The organism is Thalassotalea litorea, from assembly GCF_005843925.1.
GTDB lineage: Bacteria > Pseudomonadota > Gammaproteobacteria > Enterobacterales > Alteromonadaceae > Thalassotalea_A > Thalassotalea_A litorea_A.
On the sequence record NZ_VCBC01000016.1, the window covers coordinates 58011 to 76634 of the forward strand.

At 42.4% G+C, this 18624-nt stretch carries 14 protein-coding genes; 8 read left to right on the forward strand and 6 right to left on the reverse strand.

What is annotated here, in order from left to right; all coding sequences use genetic code 11:
• Positions 1–5 precede the first annotated feature (5 nt).
• Entirely contained in the window at positions 6–830 is an 825-nt protein-coding gene (locus FE810_RS14705) for an alkaline phosphatase family protein (protein ID WP_138321002.1), read from the forward strand.
• Between the two features lie 61 nt (positions 831–891).
• On the forward strand, positions 892–2778 hold the full coding sequence (locus FE810_RS14710) for a sulfatase-like hydrolase/transferase (RefSeq protein WP_138321004.1): 1887 nt from the start codon (positions 892–894) through the stop codon (positions 2776–2778).
• On the opposite strand, the gene FE810_RS14715 is transcribed toward FE810_RS14710, so the two are convergent.
• Complete coding sequence (locus FE810_RS14715; protein ID WP_138321006.1) at positions 2775–4181, reverse strand: class I SAM-dependent methyltransferase; 1407 nt, start codon at positions 4179–4181, stop codon at positions 2775–2777. The two genes, FE810_RS14710 and FE810_RS14715, sit on opposite strands and share 4 nt — an antisense overlap.
• A gap of 111 nt (positions 4182–4292) precedes the next feature.
• On the opposite strand from FE810_RS14715, the gene FE810_RS14720 reads away from it, so the two are divergent.
• Positions 4293–4538, forward strand: a complete 246-nt coding sequence (locus FE810_RS14720) for a hypothetical protein (RefSeq protein ID WP_138321008.1) — start codon at positions 4293–4295, stop codon at positions 4536–4538.
• Here FE810_RS14720 and FE810_RS14725 read toward each other — a convergent pair.
• Complete coding sequence (locus FE810_RS14725; RefSeq protein WP_138321009.1) at positions 4535–5134, reverse strand: GNAT family N-acetyltransferase; 600 nt, start codon at positions 5132–5134, stop codon at positions 4535–4537. The genes FE810_RS14720 and FE810_RS14725 overlap by 4 nt on opposite strands.
• A gap of 526 nt (positions 5135–5660) precedes the next feature.
• Entirely contained in the window at positions 5661–6038 is a 378-nt protein-coding gene (locus tag FE810_RS14730; RefSeq protein WP_246037071.1) for a hypothetical protein, read from the reverse strand.
• Between the two features lie 239 nt (positions 6039–6277).
• Here FE810_RS14730 and FE810_RS14735 point away from each other — a divergent pair, with 239 nt between their 5' ends.
• The 4 genes from FE810_RS14735 (at position 6278) to FE810_RS14750 (ending at position 12449) form a co-directional block, all read left to right on the forward strand.
• The gene (locus FE810_RS14735) at positions 6278–7612 is read left to right on the forward strand and encodes an alpha-amylase family glycosyl hydrolase (protein ID WP_138321011.1); all 1335 of its coding nucleotides are present in this window, start codon (positions 6278–6280) and stop codon (positions 7610–7612) included.
• 307 nt (positions 7613–7919) lie between these two features.
• Positions 7920–10376 (forward strand): M1 family metallopeptidase, encoded by a 2457-nt coding sequence (locus FE810_RS14740; protein WP_138321013.1) that lies wholly within the window; start codon positions 7920–7922, stop codon positions 10374–10376.
• 2 nt (positions 10377–10378) lie between these two features.
• Positions 10379–10924, forward strand: a complete 546-nt coding sequence (locus FE810_RS14745) for a DUF6702 family protein (RefSeq protein ID WP_246037072.1) — start codon at positions 10379–10381, stop codon at positions 10922–10924.
• 355 nt (positions 10925–11279) lie between these two features.
• Positions 11280–12449, forward strand: a complete 1170-nt coding sequence (locus FE810_RS14750; protein WP_138321015.1) for a hypothetical protein — start codon at positions 11280–11282, stop codon at positions 12447–12449.
• A 1230-nt stretch (positions 12450–13679) separates the two neighbouring features.
• Here the strand turns inward: FE810_RS14750 and FE810_RS14755 are convergent.
• Positions 13680–14543, reverse strand: a complete 864-nt coding sequence (locus FE810_RS14755; protein ID WP_138321017.1) for a MipA/OmpV family protein — start codon at positions 14541–14543, stop codon at positions 13680–13682.
• Positions 14544–14974: 431 nt separating this feature from the next.
• Here FE810_RS14755 and FE810_RS14760 point away from each other — a divergent pair, with 431 nt between their 5' ends.
• The gene (locus FE810_RS14760) at positions 14975–17293 is read left to right on the forward strand and encodes an FdhF/YdeP family oxidoreductase (protein WP_138321019.1); all 2319 of its coding nucleotides are present in this window, start codon (positions 14975–14977) and stop codon (positions 17291–17293) included.
• Between the two features lie 93 nt (positions 17294–17386).
• Here the strand turns inward: FE810_RS14760 and FE810_RS14765 are convergent, their stop codons facing one another.
• Positions 17387–17851 carry a nuclear transport factor 2 family protein gene (locus tag FE810_RS14765; RefSeq protein ID WP_138321021.1) on the reverse strand — a complete coding sequence of 155 codons (465 nt, stop codon included), beginning with the start codon at positions 17849–17851 and terminating at the stop codon, positions 17387–17389.
• Positions 17852–18127: 276 nt separating this feature from the next.
• Positions 18128–18520 (reverse strand): DUF2750 domain-containing protein, encoded by a 393-nt coding sequence (locus FE810_RS14770; RefSeq protein WP_171022389.1) that lies wholly within the window; start codon positions 18518–18520, stop codon positions 18128–18130.
• Between the last annotated feature and the right edge of the window lie 104 nt (positions 18521–18624).

Consider the following 18624-nt stretch of genomic DNA (forward strand, 5'->3'; position numbering starts at 1 on the left):
AAACTATGATGTGGTCAAAAGCTAACTATGGGCACTTTATTTATTTGTCATTGTTAGAACAATTAGATATACAATTTAATCACTTGCTGAAGCAATTGAAACACAAAGGTTATCTACACAATGCTGAAGTGTTCGTTATCTCTGATCACGGGGATAGTTTTAGACTCGAGGATGATAAATTAGCCCCAATGATTGAATCTCAAAAGCAAGTTCTGAACGTTGATGCATTTGGTCATGGTACAAATGTATTAAATCAAAGCCAATCAGAAATATTGTTGGCTTATCAAAAATATGTGGATGGGTCTCGTTTCCATCAGAGTACACTTTATCAAGGATTATATTCCATTATTGATATTGTGCCGAGCATTAATCGTACGTTGGATGAACCACCTCCCAAAAACATTGACGGTCAAGCTTTACCATTATCACGCGCGCAACTTAATAAAGATCGATTTATATTTGTTGATTCGTCGGTGCCAATAAAATCTATCGATACAAGCTTAATTAACCTGAAATACGTATTTTCTGAAACAATGGACACATACATTGCTGATACCAATGGACAACCTGTTTTAACGAATGACGCTTACGAGCAATTTATTTTTAAACAGCATCGCGCGGTCTATTATAAAAACTGGCAATTTGCTTTTTTACCTGATCAAAAGGATTTAATTATTGTCGATCTCATTCAGCACAAATGGGCATATTTAAATGAATATCAAGGCAGTGCGCCTTGGAGAAGAATGCTCAAAAAACTTTGTACACACTACAAAAGTGAGATTAGATTTAGTGACGAAGATAAGTGTATTGATAGTCAGTCTATCAACTAATCAAAAACGCCCTATCATTGGATAGGGTAAAACCCTATTTAGGCGTAGTGGATTATCAATTTTGAAAGCACAAATTATATATAGGCACATCAACGCGATAGGGTTAGTTTTGATGTCATCTTTACTGCTTATCACTTTAGAATGGTTGTTTTTTTTAACTAAGCCATCTTTTCTCAGTTACTATCCCTTAAATGAGCGGATTTTTGTTCTCTTAAATTCTTATTTTTTACTCAGCATAATATTACTAGCACTATATTGTGTGATAATTATTTTCATATCCCCCTTATTTTTAATCAAAGCTCCCCCTGATTCCATTAAGAATATAAGATTCATTTTTATCCCAGTGCTTATATTTAGTGTTATTGTATTTTTAATTCTTGATAATAATACTTACATTTTATTTGGCTTTGCTTCGTATACCGTCTCCAACTTTATCTCGAGAGTTTTTTATGTCGGAATACTTGTCGGATTAGCCATCTATTTTTATCGAAAGTTTAACCATTGGTTTGATCGTCTAAATGTAAATAGATTCGCTTATAAAAAGCTTATTTGTAGTTTTACTTTTATTTTTATTTTTATCATGTCCTCAATGTCAGTCATATTAAGCGCAAAACCTTCAAATACACCTCGACAAGAAGTAAAAAGCGATAAAGATACGCGTCAATTACCAAACATAATCATTTTCAGTGCAGACGGCGTAAATTCTAAGCAGATGTCGGTATATGGTTTCCAAAAATCAACCACTCCATTTTTTGAAACTATAAAAGACGAATTAGCCATATTTCAAAATCACTATACAAATTCTGAAAAAACCACGGGTTCTATTGGTGCATTATTAACAGGAAAACTGCCGACACACACCAAAGTGATATTTCGGCCTGATGCATTTAGAGGGCCAGATAGATTTGAACATTTACCAGCAATCCTAAAAAATCTAGGCTATTACAACATCGATATCAGTGTCAGGCATTATGTTGATGCGGAAGATTTAGACTTAAATGAGTCTTTTAATTATGCTAATGATAGGTATATTTATAAGAGAACAGGGGTTAATCGATGGTTATATATAGCCCTACCTGGGACGTCTAAATTTATTGAAAGTATCTGGGATCGATTGTCATTTCGTTTTTACCATTTAAGCTATTTAAACAAATGGAAAAATCCCTTTCAAATTGTAACTCAAGCAGATGATTTGGAAGACCATCTTTCAGATATCCCGAGAATGCAAACACTGCTAGATAAAATTTCAAAAACACCGCCTCCATTCTTTATAAACGTTCATCTTCTTGGCCCCCATGGCAATAAGTTTATTTACGAAAAGCCAATATTTACCCGAACAAAAAGCCAACCAAAAGGTTGGATGATGGAGCATTATAACAACGCAATTTATCAATGGGATGAATATGCTAAGCAAATATATTCCGCCTTGGAAAAACAACAACAACTAGAAAATACATTGCTCATTTTTAATAGTGATCACGGATTACGACACAGCATTAAAAATAGTTTGCCGTTAATGATTCGATTTCCAGGTAAGGCGGTCACAGGAGTGGTCAACACGCCATCACAAAGAATAGATATCGCCCCTACCATATTGGATTATTTAGATATCTCTCAACCTTCCTGGATGATTGGGCAGAGTTTGCTTAAAGCCGATAGAGTTCATGAACCAATATTTATTGCAGGGGCAAGTTTCACACGCAAAATGAACAACCAAAACTGGAAAGTATCTGCATCTTTAGAGCCCCCTTATTATTCACTGGGCACACTCTCGATAATTTATTGCGGACATTTAGCCACATTAAATCTGATTGACGAAAGCGAACAAACAATGACTACTACCAATTTAGAAGAGGCTGAATACCCTTGTCCTAGAAAAGACTTTACCCCTAAAGAAGCGGAAGATTTGCTACGTCAACATTTGCAAGAAAACTATCCTAAAATTTAAGCATGGTGTTTTTTCAGTAAATAAATGTTGCGATGGCTACCCTCAATTTTTGCGGATTTAACAACGTCAAAATGGTTGTGAATAGCTTTCTCAAAGGTTGAAATATTATAGTCTATAAAAATATCTTTACGAGTGCTTAACATGCGCTGTACCTGTGAATCTTTTTTATCTACGAACTCGATAATCAAATAACGTTTGGTCATTGTAGCCAGACTTGAAATAAAAACATCCAGCGGAACATTATTCCCTATAACCATATGATGAATAACAGCAAGTACCATTACCAGATCAAACTTAGCTCTATGCATGAATGATTCTCGCTCTCGGTTATGCCACCCTATGCCCGGTGACGGGTTGGTTAAGTCGAATAGCAACGGAAGTATATTCAGTTCAGGTTTGGCAACACAACGCTGATAAAGAGCCTCAATGGCCCTAAAATCCACATCAAATGCGACAACCTGTTGACAGTGTAGCCCGCAGAGTTGAGTGAATTCTCCGCTATTAGAACCTAGGTCTGCGATCAAAGATAAAGGTGTATGAGTTTCATTTAAAAAAGCCTCAACAATCGCCTTTTTTTCCAGTGACTGAGATGAGCTATAATCGTTTACTTGGTAGTAATCACCCCATTCAGTTTCCGTTTCATTCATGAATAGTCTATTAACAGTATTTCTCAGGTTAGATATTAGTGCCGTCAATTTTTCGGCATTGAGGTTGGCTGATTTAAGTCGAGAGCTTGCTCCATTTAACTTGCGTACATCCGAAAAGTGACGCTGTGATTTTGCATGTAAATGGAGATGAGAAAGAATTCCAAAATTTACCCAGCTTTTTTTAGGAAGAAGTTTACTAACAAAGTCCAAAGGTAATCCATCGATAAAGTTTCGGCTGAAAAGGCTAAAACGATAATCGACTTGTTGTGTTAAAAGCAACGGAGCCAAAAAATGCTGACAAAACTGTCTATAAGCAACCCAAGGGCCTTCATCATAACGAGTGAAAGACAGCGTATCGATGAAAACAGGACGACTATTAATAAATTGAATATTAAACGCACTTGCATCTTTTAATGTAAAACCATGTTCAAGTGCCAACAATTGGATATCTAACGTTAAAAGCGCAGCATCTTTAAGCTGAGAGAAACACCATTCATAGGGATAGCTGATATATGGTATCGGTTGCGGTTTGATTACGGCTTGTTCTTCGGTTAATTCAAATTCATCAGAAACATCCAAATGGGGTATCAGCCAACCTCGTGAAGTCAATTCTTTATAAAATTTTGACTGATAAAAACTATCAAATTCAGCCTTCCCCACAGTATTTATTTTCCTATATACCTGGTTGTTTTTGATAAAAACGTAACCAGCAGGATCTCGAAAAGAAGCGGGATGTGGAACAGAAGTCTTAGTCATAAATCTGTCATTGGTTTGCAAGTGATCCCTAAAATATAATCGAAACCATCAATTTTGCAGATTTTCAAATTACTTCTATAGTTTTAACGTTGTCATAAAAGAGTTGTAGACATGAAATATTCTCACCTATTATCCACGGTTTTATTCTTTCTAATTTCTTTTCCTTGTTTGGCTTATTTAGACCCAGGTACAGGAAGTATTATTGTCCAGGGGATTATTGCTTCAATTGCGCTAGGCTTAGCAACCATAAAAATGTGGTGGCATAAACTAGCAAGCGTATTTAGAAAATCCGATCCCGACTCTGCAAATGAATTAGCTTCAAAGGAAAGTGAAAAGGAAGACCATTCCCAACATTAAATTACGTAAAATTCAAACATAGCGACTTCTTCTCCGTCCAGATAGCTTTGATGGTGCTTAAAACAAAACCCGAGCCGTTGAAGCAAGTTGCGGGATGCAGAATTATCGAGTGAGCAGAAAGCCAATACTTTGTTTAAAGAGAGAGATTTTAGTTCGTATTCCAGAACTTTGATAGCCGCTTCATACCCATAACCCTGCCCTGTATAACGTTCAAGAAATGCAAAACCAAGATCCGGAGCCGGTAAAAAATCGCGCTGTAGCAATCCACAAACGCCAATGGGGTCACCTTCGCTGCCATCGGCTCGTTTTACTGAAACCAAATGCAAGGCAAAGCCATTATCAAGCAAGCTTTGCATCGGGCCGGTGCGAATGTATTCACGGGCCTGCTCTAGGTTGCGTACTTGCTTATCACCAATGTATTGCAAAAAACCCGGATCGTTTAACAGATCAAGAATGAAAGCAGCTTCATGTTCAGTGATAGGACGAATGACTAATCGGTCGGTAAATATTGGGTACACGGTTTCGTATTGCAAGCGTATGAATTTAAAGAATAAGGTGATGTATTTTCGCAGAAAAGTAAAGGGATTCGTGGACACTTTGTAAACTGCGCAATGTCAGGTGACAAGATAGAGAATGGTGACAAGATGGAGAATGGTGACAGACACGGAAAACGACGCAGTGCCAGGTGACAATTCGAAATAGAATTTCGAACAAAGACAGTTCGGTATCGAAGATACCAAACAGGTGACAAGCTGGAGAATGGTGACAGACACTACAAACGACGCAGTGCCAGGTGACAATTCGAAATAGAATTTCGAACAAAGACAGTTCGGCATCAAAGATACCGAACAGGTGACAGGCTAGAGAATGGTGACAGACACGGCAAACAACGCAGTGTCAGGTGACAATTCGAGATGAAATTTCGAACAAAGACAGTTCGGCATCGAAGATACCGAACAGGTGACAGGCTCAGCAGAGGCACTTCGTTGACACCTTTAGACACCGTTGCTTTTTTACACCCTTTGACAGTCCCAATGCTCTTTCTGCGCACTGAATCCTGAACCCTGCAACCTATTTACGCTGCGATCCCATCGGCAACAATAGAACCTCTTCTTAAGCGTTTTACATCGGTTTTAAAAACGGATAAGCGTTTTGAATGTCCTTTTCATACTGCTCACAAAATTCACCATCAGGGCCTTCGGCGTTCAATTCGCCATATTTTTGATTGGCTTCATCTCTGACATGTTCCCAGCTAATGCCTTCGATGCTTTGATAGCCCTCAGAGAAAGCTTTAAGTTTCGATAGCTCCTTAAACTTTTCAGGATCTACCGGCTTATCGCATTGCTTGGTCAGATAAATCATTTTGCCCGCAGCTTCCGCCAAAAGCATTTCAATTTTATTTCTTTCTTCTGCATTTGGCGCCTCAGCGGCAACAACACAGGTACTTAACAAGCCTCCAAAAATTACTCCAGACACCATGGTTTTGAATTTATCTGTCATTATTGCTCCTAGCTTGGTAGTTGATATCGTTGTTAAACGCCGATCAGTGATTTCACTTGGGTCAAAGTTAAGTTATAGCAGAAAATCCTTAATTTTCTTGCGATTGAAAAGAACAACATGGCGAGTTTTCAGATAAGGTTGAACCAAAGCAGCGAATGCACCGGATGCTTGCGATATTGCCCTTTTACGACCAAAGTTAACCAGTCAGGTTTTAAATAGATAGATTGCAGCGACCAGTTATGAGTCAAAATTCTTTTAACCACAGCCCCCTTCCCTCTTACGTACAGCTCGAGCATCCAAGCTGGAGCATTGACGCAGCAATTTATGAAGTGAACATCCGTCAATATACCAGTGAAGGCACGTTCCGAGCGTTTAGCAAGCACTTACCCCGATTAAAACAACTCGGGGTAAAAATACTCTGGTTAATGCCCATTCACCCGATAGGCTTAACAAAACGCAAAGGAAGTTTAGGCAGTCCATATGCCATTGCCGATCATTTTGCGATCAACCCGGAATTTGGCACTGAACAGGCATTCAAAGATCTCGTTGATGAGATCCACCAACTGGGGATGTATGTGATTATTGACTGGGTAGCCAATCACAGTGCCTGGGATAATCCTCTGACGCTATCTCACCCCCATTGGTATAAAAAAACCAAAACCGGAGAATTTTGTTCCACCACTTGGTTTGACTGGGACGATATTATTGAATTTGATTTCCATCAAACTGGATTGCGAAACTACATGGTCAGCGCTATGCAACATTATCTCGATGATTATGATATTGATGGCTTTCGCTGCGACGTAGCCGGATTTGTGCCTCTGGAGTTTTGGCTGAATGCCAGAAATCAACTTGACCCTGAGCACCAATTGTTTTGGCTAGCGGAATGGGAAGAGCGTGATTTACATCAACGCGCCTTTAATATGTCCTATGCCTGGGGGCTAAATGACTTACTCGAAGATATCGCTCAGGGTAAGCGCAACGCCGAAAACCTTTGCGGCTATTTTGCGAAACATAACAATGCGTTTCCCAATAATGCGATACGAATGAACTTCTTAGATAATCACGATAAAAACGCCTGGGATGGGAGTGTTTCCGAGCGCTTTGGCGCGGCAGAGGAAACGCTTTTGGCGCTCACCCTGTTAATGGATGGCATGCCCTTGATTTATTCCGGTCAGGAGGTGGCCAATGAGCAGTCTCTGGCATTTTTTGATCACGACCCAATTATCTGGCCTGACGTTATTGAACGGCACCCTCGTCATTGTTGGTTACAACGGCTATTGCAATTAAAATCGACCAATCCGGCGCTACAAAATGGACGAACCGGTGGCACCATGGATGAAATCCCTCATAGTAAGCGCCAGCAAGTCATTGCCTTCTATCGGCAGAATAAACGTCATACAGTGGTGTTTATCGCTAACCTTAGCCCAGAATCAGTACAGATTAAATTGCAAACCTCAATGATCGGCTTACCTCCCTTGAAACCGTTTATAACTGCGCATAACGATACCAACCCATTACCCTCGGTAATGGATTTTCAGGGCTGGGAATATCAGGTTTACATATCCGATTAACGATACAGGGAAACGTGAGCCCCGGATAAGCGATATCTGAATAACAGATAACGGCACAACCGCAGTTTTCACCTTTATCTTTAACCTTCATCTTTCATCTTCGATTTCTCCGTTCATCTTTTCCCTTTGTGTATCCAACTTGTTAATTTACGTGATTTATTGTTCTAGCAGGCCGAATCCGCTAACATAACGCGCCATAAATGAACCACAAAACCCTAGGTTTACGGATTCATCGATATAAAAAATCCATGTATTTCGCATTTATGCGAAGCGCGTATTAATCAAACAATTTATTTCTGGAAGGCTCATGAATATTAAAGCTTTAATATCAGCCAGTTGGCTTGCTTTATTGCTATCCACGTCGGCCCAGGCGTCGGCAGTTAAGCAGACTAAAGGTGATTTTGAAGATAAGTTTCGCCAGTTAGAAGAAATTCTTCCAACTCCGAACGACTACCGTAACGCCGCCGGTGAACCGGGCAAAGAGTACTGGCAACAGCAGGTTGATTATAAAATCAATGTTCAGCTTGATGAAAACCAGCGTCGTCTTAGCGCCAAACAAACGGTCACTTACCACAATAACTCTCCATACAAACTAAAATATTTGTGGCTGCAACTGGAGCAAAACCGTTTCAAACCGGATTCCATTGCTGAGCGTAGTATCGATTTTGGTGGTTTAGGTCGTCGTGGGCCAAGCACATCCGTTGCAAAAGACGGTAACCCAGCACAAATTAGTCTCGGTGAGTTACGTCGTCAGCAATACTATGCGGATAACGAAATTGGTTATGATATTACCAATGTTACCGATGAAGACGGCAAACCTCTGAAAATTACCATTGTTGGCGCTCAGGCTCGCATTGACTTGCCTAAGCCGCTAAAAGCCGGCGATAAATATGAGTTTAACCTAAACTTCGCGTTCAATATTTTAGAAGAAGATGCAGTTTCTGCCCGCGCAGGTTACGAGCACTTCCCGGATGATGCCCGTGAAGGCGGTAATGATATCTTCCTTCTGGCGCAATGGTTCCCGCGTTTAGCCGCATTTTCCGATTACGAAGCATGGCATAACAAAGAATTCTTGGGCCGTGGTGAATTCACCCTTGAATTTGGTAACTACGACGTAAAAATGACGGTACCTGCCGATCACATTGTTGCTTCTACCGGGGTTTTACAAAATAGCAAAAAAGTTCTGACGAAAACTCAGCGCCAGCGTCTGGAGCAAGCGAAAGATGCGAAGCGTCCGGTATTTGTTGTCACTGCAGAAGAAGCATTAGAGAACGAAAAAGAAGGCACCAACAAGAGCAAGACCTGGCACTTTAAAGCACAAAATGTGCGTGACTTTGCCTGGGCTTCTTCTCGTAAATTTATGTGGGATGCCAAAGGCTATGACCAGGGTGGTAAGGTTATGCCACACGTCATGGCGATGTCGTATTTCCCGAAAGAAGGTGGCGATCTTTGGAAGAAGTATTCCACGGAATCGGTTATTCACACCATGGAAGTCTATTCACGCTACACCTTCGACTACCCATACCCGACATCTATCTCGGTTAATGGTCCAGTTGGTGGTATGGAGTATCCGATGATCACCTTCAATGGTCCACGAACTAAGTGGCATGAAGATGGTTCTCGTACCTACACATTGGCTGAGAAACGTTTCTTAATCGGCGTTGTGATCCATGAAGTCGGTCATAACTACTTTCCGATGATCGTTAACTCTGATGAGCGTCAGTGGACCTGGATGGACGAAGGCTTAAACAGCTTCTTAGATGGTGTTGCCGGTCGCGAATGGGATCCAGACATTCCGTGGGGCGTAGAACCGCGTGATATCGTTGGTTACATGAAATCCGACGTGCAAGTACCTGTGATGACCCAATCCGACAGCGTGTTACGTTTAGGTCCAAATGCTTACACCAAACCAGCAGCAGCGTTGAATATATTACGTGAAGTGGTTATGGGTCGTGACTTATTCGACTTTGCCCTTAAAGAATACGCTGTACGATGGAAAAACAAACGCCCGACACCGTCGGATTTCTTCCGCACGATGGAAGAAGCATCCGGTATGGACCTTGACTGGTTCTGGCATGGTTGGTTCTACACCACAGATCATGTGGATATTTCAGTAGACAGTGTTTACAAATTACGTCTTGATACTAAAAACCCAGATATCGATTTTGAGCGTCGTCGCCAGGAAGAAGCGGAGAAGCCAAGCTCTTACTTCGTTGATCGTAACAAGGCCGAAGGCAAAAAACTTTGGGTTGAGCTAAACCCAGATGTTAGCGATTATTACGACGAAAACGATATTTTCACCGTAACCAACAAAGAACGTAACGCTTACAATAAATTCCTGGCCGATCTTAAGCCATGGGAACGTAAAGCGCTCGATCGCGCCGTAGAAGAAGATAACAATTATTATGTTATCCACTTTTCAAATAAAGGCGGTTTGGTAATGCCTATCTTGTTGGAAATGACCTATACCGATGGCAGTGTTGAAATGCAGCATATTCCGGCAGAAATCTGGCGTCGTTCGCCGAAGAAAGTCAGTAAGCTCATTGTTACCAATAAAGACAAAGAGTTAGCATCTATCACGGTTGATCCACACTGGGAAACGGCTGATGTGAACAATCACAACAACCATTACCCACGTAAGATCATTGATTCACGCGTTGAAGCGTTTAAGAAAAAGTCGACTCCGAAAGGCGTGACCCGTGACATCATGCACGATTCAAAAACTGAGTTAAAAGAAGCTAAGCAAAAGCCATATAAGAAGTAATCATGGTTTATCGCTTACGTTTTTTAAACGACATAAAAACAGGGAGCACCTTCGGGTGTTCTTTGTTGCTGTCTTTGATGCTGGCTATGTTCAGTTTCAACAGTGCTGCGCATCAGCAAAAAGAAGCCTACACTACAGTGCTATTCAATGACCGTAGTGGAAATATCGAAGTATCCCATCGTTTTTATATTCACGATACTGAGCATGCATTAAGCCATTTGTTTAACGGCAAAGCGGATATTATTTCCGATCAAAATACCCAGCAAAAATTTGCCGGGTATATTCAGGAAAAATTTCGCCTGCTAAATCAGGACAAGCAATTACTTGAACTGGGTAGTGTTGGCTATGAAGTGGAAGGAAAGTTTTTCTGGGTGTATCAGGAAATTCCACAACCTTCTGGTTTACAGGCGTTATATATCCAAATGCAGGCTCTGCAGGACGTTTGGCCGGCACAAATTAATCAGGTGAATGTCGAGCGTAATGGCAAGACCAAAGCCGTTCGTATTAATAAAGATGATGATTGGCTAAAGCTTCCGGTCAATTTCTAAAAGCTACTTTTGACTAGATTTCTAATCAAAAGTTGGTAACGAGTACGTGATATACAACATCACTACGAGTACATGAATCAATGATTCATTTCGAGTACACAATCCAAGATTGTTCCGGGTAGAGGAATTTCTGCGGTTCAGGCCGTATTTGATGTACTCGAAACCCAGTGTACCCAGAGCTGATTTATCAGCGTACTCGTTCCCTTATTTCAAACCTTGTCCACTTTTTCTCCACTTGCACGGATAAACGAAGTTTCTGCTTGCACGTTAAATTTCTACAGGTATTATCCCCCGTCCTCTACTAATATGAGCTAGAGTTTAGAATTACTCTCTCGACGTTGGAGCCTTATTTTTCATGAGACAGTTGCTTTCTTCCCCGGTAAAAATGCCGCTCTCAGGCATTGAAAATCAAATTTACCAAAACGCCCTGAAATACATTTCTGAAATTAGTCTGAACCTGATGGCGGTAAAAGTCGAAAACAGGCCTCAGGACTTTCTCGGCTGGTGTATTGAGTTAAACAATATTTGCGAACATGGTGTCAATCGAGACTTGCTTGATGAACCTCAATTCAAGCCACTGAAAAAGCTTCAGGAGATCTTACAAAATGCCATTTCTATCGGGCAACTTAAGATGTCCCGAGTCACGCCATGGCCGGTTTATGCCGGATTTATCGAGCAACATGCGGAGTTACAATCGGTTCAGGAGCGCTTGCGCCTGCTCGAGTATATCGAACAATTAACTCAGCAGTCCCTTGCGGATATGAATGCGGCGGATCGTCTGGTTTATTGTGGTAAGCACACCAGCACGCACGCACCGGAGCAATACAACTTCGATGTTGAATGGTTTGCCAGCACGAAAGCCGCAAAAAGCTTTCATCGCTTGATGTCTGAGCACCCAGAACTTTTTGATCAGGCTCTGACGAACATTCCTTTAGTTGGGGATGTCACAGATGCCAACTATAAAGCGTTTGTTAGCCGCTATCAGGGTATTTTTGCTGAGCATGGCGATGGCGACAAAGCGCCTTTAGCACCGGCGACACGTTTGCTAGCGATGCGCCGTCCGGATCAGTTTGTGGCGTTAAATAATGCCAAAATGGATTGTTACTCACAGGCATTTGCAATCAGTCGGCTAAACAATCAAGGGTTTGACACCTACTGGCACGAATTAATAGCGACGATTCGTGTGTGTCCCTGGTATCAAGCGGCGATGCCTCAAGGTGAGCAGGAAGAATTGCTTGTTAAATATCGAGCCCTGATGCTCGATGTCTTTTTGTTTGCCAAACCAGACCAAGCCGAGCAATCCAATTACCTGCGGATGAAAAACAAACCCAAAAAAGCAGCGTCTATTCCCAGAGCGATGAAACGCAGTAAAGAATCGGCGGCGCAGATTGTCGATAAAGCGTTAGAAGCGGAAGGTATGCCGGAGTATCTGGTGAATAACCGTAACTCGATCATCAGCAGTGTCGAACAAGGCAAAAGCGTAACCCAGGTGATTAGCTTGATGAAGACGATTTTTGGAGGTTGATTGAGAGAATCATTCTCTTGCCAAATCGCCAAAGGTGACGGCGATTGAGGAATGGACCCCTTTCATTCCCCAATGGGTGACATTCGAAATCGAATATTTCGAAAGGGTTATGTCCATGGATGGACGGTATGCCGAAAATGCACTAATACATGGAAGTATGTAGGTAGAATAACGCAGGAGCAGTTATCGAGGAGCAATTTTCGGTGACAGTGCAAAATAAAGATTTTGAATGGGTGACAATTTAGAATGGGACATTCTAAATAAGGTGGAAGTGCATTTTTTACACATCGGTTAAACGCTGGGCAACCTCCTAGGGTGACAAAGCAGGCTTTTCACCGTGAAGTTGTCTCCTAAAACCTGTCGGTACTAAGGTTTTATCCAGCCGACGAAGCTCTCCACCTAAAAGCGCACGCTGTTGACGACGGGTTTTATCCAGCGCGCAGCGTTCCCGTCATTCCCTGACACTACAGGGAATTTAAATCAAGTGCAGATCCCCACTTTCGTGAGGATGACGGGTTAGTGTGAGTATGACGGAATCACACTAACTTGCGTTCTTTTAAGGTGAAAAAGCAAGCTTTTCACCACGAAACTCTCCATCCAATACACACGCTGTTAACGACGGGTTTTATCCAGCCGCGCAGCGTTCCCGTCATTCCCTGACACTACAGGGAATCTAAAGCAAGTGCAGATCCCCACTTTCGTGAGGATGACGGGTTAGTGTGAGTATGACGAGGATTAATGTGAGGATGACGGCAGGGACTAAGGTTTTATCCACCCGCGCAGCGTTCCCGTCATTCCCTGACACTACAGGGAATCTAAATCAAGTGCAGATCCCCACTTTCGTGAGGATGACGGGTTAGTGTGAGGATGACGGGGTTAATGTGAAGATGACGGGTTAGTGTGAGTATGACGGGGGTTAATGTGAAAATGACGGCAGGGACTAAGGTTTTATCCAGCCGCGCAGCGTTCCCGTCATTCCCTGACACTACAGGGAATCTAAAGCAAGTGCAGATCCCCACTTTCGTGAGGATGACGGGTTAGTGTGAGGATGACGGGTTAGTGTGAGGATGACGGGTTAATGTGAAAATGACGGGGGTTAATGTGAAAATGACGGCAGGGACTAAGGTTTTAACCACCAACGCTAGTCTGTCACCTGTAAACACGTTCAAAGTGTGTTTACTTTCACGACGCTAGTCTGTCACTCTTCTACAGTAACGATGCAGCACATCGTTACTTAACTTTGTCTTTGCTTACCATTAATCGCCATTTCATTCCTAAGCCAACCCCATAAGTGACAGATTGTTGATATAAAGGGCTTTCACTACTAACGCTACCATCCCAAAGCCCGAGCCTGGCACCTGCAAAAAACGTTAAATCCTGATCATATTCATACTTTAATGAAACAGCGAATTTACTGCCAAGATAGCCAGATGTTGCATCATAAGCTGGGCGAAAATCGGTAACGAATTCCGGGTCGACCTGATAGAAATAATCATGCGTCTTTTCTGTGGCAAATAACGGCGCAGCACTGATATAAAATGTCGTATCTTTGACAACAAAATCTTCAGTTTCCCAGGCGATTTCCGGCTCGAACACATAACCGCGATGATCAAAACCACCAAAATCGGTGGAAAATACACTGCGCAATTGTAGATTCAACCAAAGCTCAGAGCGCTTAGACGTGTATGGGTCATTTAATCGAAAACTCACTTCTGGGCCGACTTCAAAAAGAAAATCTAAATCATCCATTCCTGCTCGGATTGGGCTATCACTCGAACTGGAATTAAATGCTGCAGCTAAGGAAATATCGATTTTAATTCGCTCTTTCTCCACCGCCACAGCCCGAACAATTGCATCATCTCCAATGCGTAAATACTCGCCACGATAAATAAAAAATGGTACCGGTAAAAATTTCTGTTGAGCATTCGCAGACGCTGGATATAACGCATTACTGAAATAGGCGGCGAACATTCCCGCTTCCCAAACGGGATCACCGGACTTTGGCGGGTTGCTTAAAGGTCCGCCTTGTTTCTTGGCAACACTAATGCCTGGTAACAATAAAAGTAGTGCTATGATAATAATGGTTTTATTCACTCGGGATCCTGCTTGTTATTGTAAACCGCTTGGTGTCATTTCAAATTGTCTCGCAAACTTGACAATTTTTACTGTCGCGTATGTTGTCATGAATGTTGTCGCTTATGTGCCGCCTTTGATTGACTCATTTAAATTTAGGTGACAAGCGCAGTAACTCAATACGAAGTGCACTCATATTTCGATCTGCCATCTATATCATTTAGGCCTCCTAAACCATTTAGGCCAATAGGTGATATACAAGCCTGCCAAATTCACTTAACCCTGCGGTCGCAAACAGTCCTGACTTATTTTTTAAAGTCTGTCCTTACAATCTAAGTGTTAAGCACCCGTGGCAGAAGAGAAAAGAAAAACATGGTAGGATAGTTCATAACGATTGACGTAAATTTCGCACTTGTATGCGCAAACCTTAACCGGCCTCTAATACCTATACCATGAGCAACTCAGACAATAAGCAAAAACCGAATAAGGCTGGAGGATTAGCCTCTCTGACCTCAACGGTGAAACATATATTTCGCAGCGAACAACTCAGAGCGAACTTATATAACTTGAAACGAGCAAATCAGGACAAAGGTTTTGACTGCCCAGGGTGCGCCTGGGGCGACAAAAAAGAAGGGTTAATTCAGTTTTGCGAAAATGGCGCCAAAGCCATTGCCTGGGAGTCCACTTCAAAAACCATCGACAGACATTTTTTTGCCGAACATAGCGTCAGTTTTTTACAAAAACAAAGTGATTTTTGGCTCGAATACCAGGGTCGTTTAGCCGAACCCCTTGTCTATGATGCAAGCTCGGACAAGTACCAGCCAATTCCATGGGAACGGGCTTTTGCATTAATTGCCGATACCTTAAATAACCTGACGTCACCCAAACAATTAGAGCTGTACACCTCAGGACGCGCCAGCAACGAAGCCGCCTATCTGTATCAGCTATTTGGCCGAATGTTTGGCACCAATAACTTTCCCGATTGTTCAAATATGTGTCATGAAGCGAGCGGCATTGCCCTGACCGAAAGTATTGGTATTGGTAAAGGAACGGTCACCTTAGATGATTTTGATGAGGCGGATGTGATTTTTGTCTTTGGTCAAAATCCAGGCAGCAATCACCCCAGAATGATGAACGCCCTGCGCAGTGCAGCGCGCAAGGGTTGTAAAATTGTCACCTTTAATAATTTAAAAGAAGTGGCACTCGAACGTTTCGCCAGTCCTCAGGATCCGATTGAATTGCTCACCCCAAAAGCCACCACAATCTCCCATGCGTATTTCACTCCGAAATTAGGCGGTGATATGGCGGCCATTCGCGGCATGGTAAAAACCATTATCGACCGGAATGAAAGTGCGATACGCAAAGGTAAACCTGCGCTTATTGCTGAGCAATTTATCGAGCAGCATACGGAAAATCTAGACGCCTATATCAAGCAGGTGCAGCAAACGGATTGGCCGCAGATATGTGAACAATCGGGCCTGCAACAAGCGGAAATGGAACAAGCAGCAAACATTTTAGTAAGCGGTCAAAAAGTGATTTGCACCTGGGCGATGGGGCTTACCCAGCACAAACACTCGGTGGCGATGATCCGCGAACTGGTTAATTTGCAATTGCTAACCGGAAATATTGGTAAACCCGGTGCCGGGCTTTGTCCGGTGCGCGGTCACTCTAATGTTCAGGGCAATCGTACTGTTGGTATTAATGAAAAACCTAAAGCAGCATTTATCGACAGCCTTAACCAGGTTTTTGATCAAGATTTTGACAAAGAACCTGGTCACAATACGGTTAACGCCCTAAAAGCACTTGCAAGCGGCGACAGCAAAGTGATGATTTGCTTAGGGGGAAATATCGCAGCCGCAGCACCGGATACGCAATTCACGCTGCAGGCATTGCAGAACTGTGAACTCAGTGTGCAGGTTAGCACTAAACTTAATCGCTCCCATGTCCACCCGGGAAAACAGGCGTTAATCTTACCTTGTCTGGGTCGCACCGAAATCGATAAACAAGCTTCTGGCGAGCAGGCAATCACCGTCGAGGATACCTTTTCTATGGTGCATGCATCGATGGGGAAAATCCCGCCCGCGGCAGACACATTAAAATCGGAAACCGCCATCGTCTGTGCCATTGCCCAAAAAACAATCGGAAATCACATTGTGGACTGGCCAAAACTTTCGCAAAATTATGCCAATATCCGTGATTTGATTGAACAAACCATTCCTGGCTTTGGTAATTTTAATCAAAACATTGAACAGCCCGGCGGATTTTATTTGGGTAATAGCGCCCGGGAGTTAAATTGGAATACCTCTTCAGGCAAAGCCATGTTTAGTGCAGATCCATTGCCGAACAAGCTGATCAGTGAGCACATCGCTGAGCTTTCTTCGCAAAACCATAAGCTGCTAACATTGCAAAGCCTGCGTTCTCATGATCAATACAACACCACGATATACGGTTTTGATGATCGTTATCGCGGTATAAGCAATAACCGTAGAGTATTGTTTATTAACGAAGCAGATGCACGCAAGCTTAAGCTAGATGATGGCCAGGTTGTGGATATCACGTCCGTATGGGAAAACAATGAAACCCGGACAGTAAAAGGTTTTACGGTGAATTTTTACGATATTCCCCGCGGCAATGTGGCCGCATATTATCCCGAGACAAATCCATTAGTGGCGATAGACAGTGTCGGCGACCTATCGTTCACACCCACGTCGAAATCAGTACCGGTCTATTTAACAAAGTCTAGCACCAGTATTGTTTCTGCTACCTTGTAATTCGTGGTAAATCGCCAGAAATTGCGCGTAGCCAACGTAACCGAGCCCTGAAAATATCAAAGCAATCTAAAGCCGAGTGAAAATTTCAAGCCACTATAAGCGGGATTTATTGGCATCAATAATGGCCTGACGATCGCCTTGCTCTGAATCCAGATGTAGGGTTAGTTCGTTTATTTGCCAGCGGTTAAGGTTCTTAACCCGCGTCAGTTTAAACTGGTATCGACCACATAATTGCCAAAAGTGTGGCCCTAAAAAATGCGAGGCAATGATATCGGCCTCCGCATTTGCCGTATCGTCGTTTACCGTGACACGGACTTTGCTTAAATGATGCCAGGTAAGCTCAAACCCAGGGAGAAAATCAGCCCATTGTTCGATTAACGCCTGCCGGGAAATCTTCTGTATTTCGCCGCCAAACGTGGCCGTGTAATCGAGGACAATGTGCTCGCTGAACAATTCTTGTAGCAATGAGAAGTCATGATTATCGGCATAATTTGCAAAACTAAACAGGCACTGTTTAACAGCAATATCATCGATATTTGGGGTAAGAATCGTTTGCATGAAACATCTGAAAATCCAACAAGTGATGTGTAAAAGGGTAGCCAATGATCTTTAAAATCCCAACTGAAGATCGTTATCAACGAAGATACTGCGCAATTCAAAGAGGATTCAGAGCGGCTTCAGAGCGGATTCAGAGCGGATTCAGAGCGGGTTTAGAGTAGCGTCGAAGAAATTTTTCGGCGTAACATCGGAAAAAATCCGACGATATTTTACTGAGTACCAAGTGTAGTAATGACACTTTGGCGCTCAGTAAAAATCAATGTAACAATGCAATACTTAGCGAAAATTAACACCAAAATCTTCCGGTGCTTCGACAAAAGCTTCGCCTTCAAGGTTCGGCTGACAGGCGAGAAAAAAACCATCATTGGCCATGCCCGGCAACCATTTTTCAATGAATACTGGCAATTCGATTTTCAATGGGGTGAATGTATTATGATCCTGGCCTGCCCATTCGCTGGCAAGTTGCTGATGAGAAAATAACAATAAGCACTTTTCTTCACCGGTATCGATAAGCAAGCAACCGGTCTCGTTTGCGAGAGTCCAGACGTGTTTCTGTTGTTGCATGGATTTCACTAAATGATCAAAACGTACTTGATCGCTCATGCCATCAATCGCCTGGATTTGTTTTGGGGATAGTGTTGAATCGAGTTTGGAAGTTAGTTCTGACATAATCTGCCTGAGGAAAGTCATTTGCCGCAAATACTAGCAAATATTCCAATACTTTTACATTGATCGCTGGACCATTTCTCAGTTTGAGATAACAAAAAGCCGGA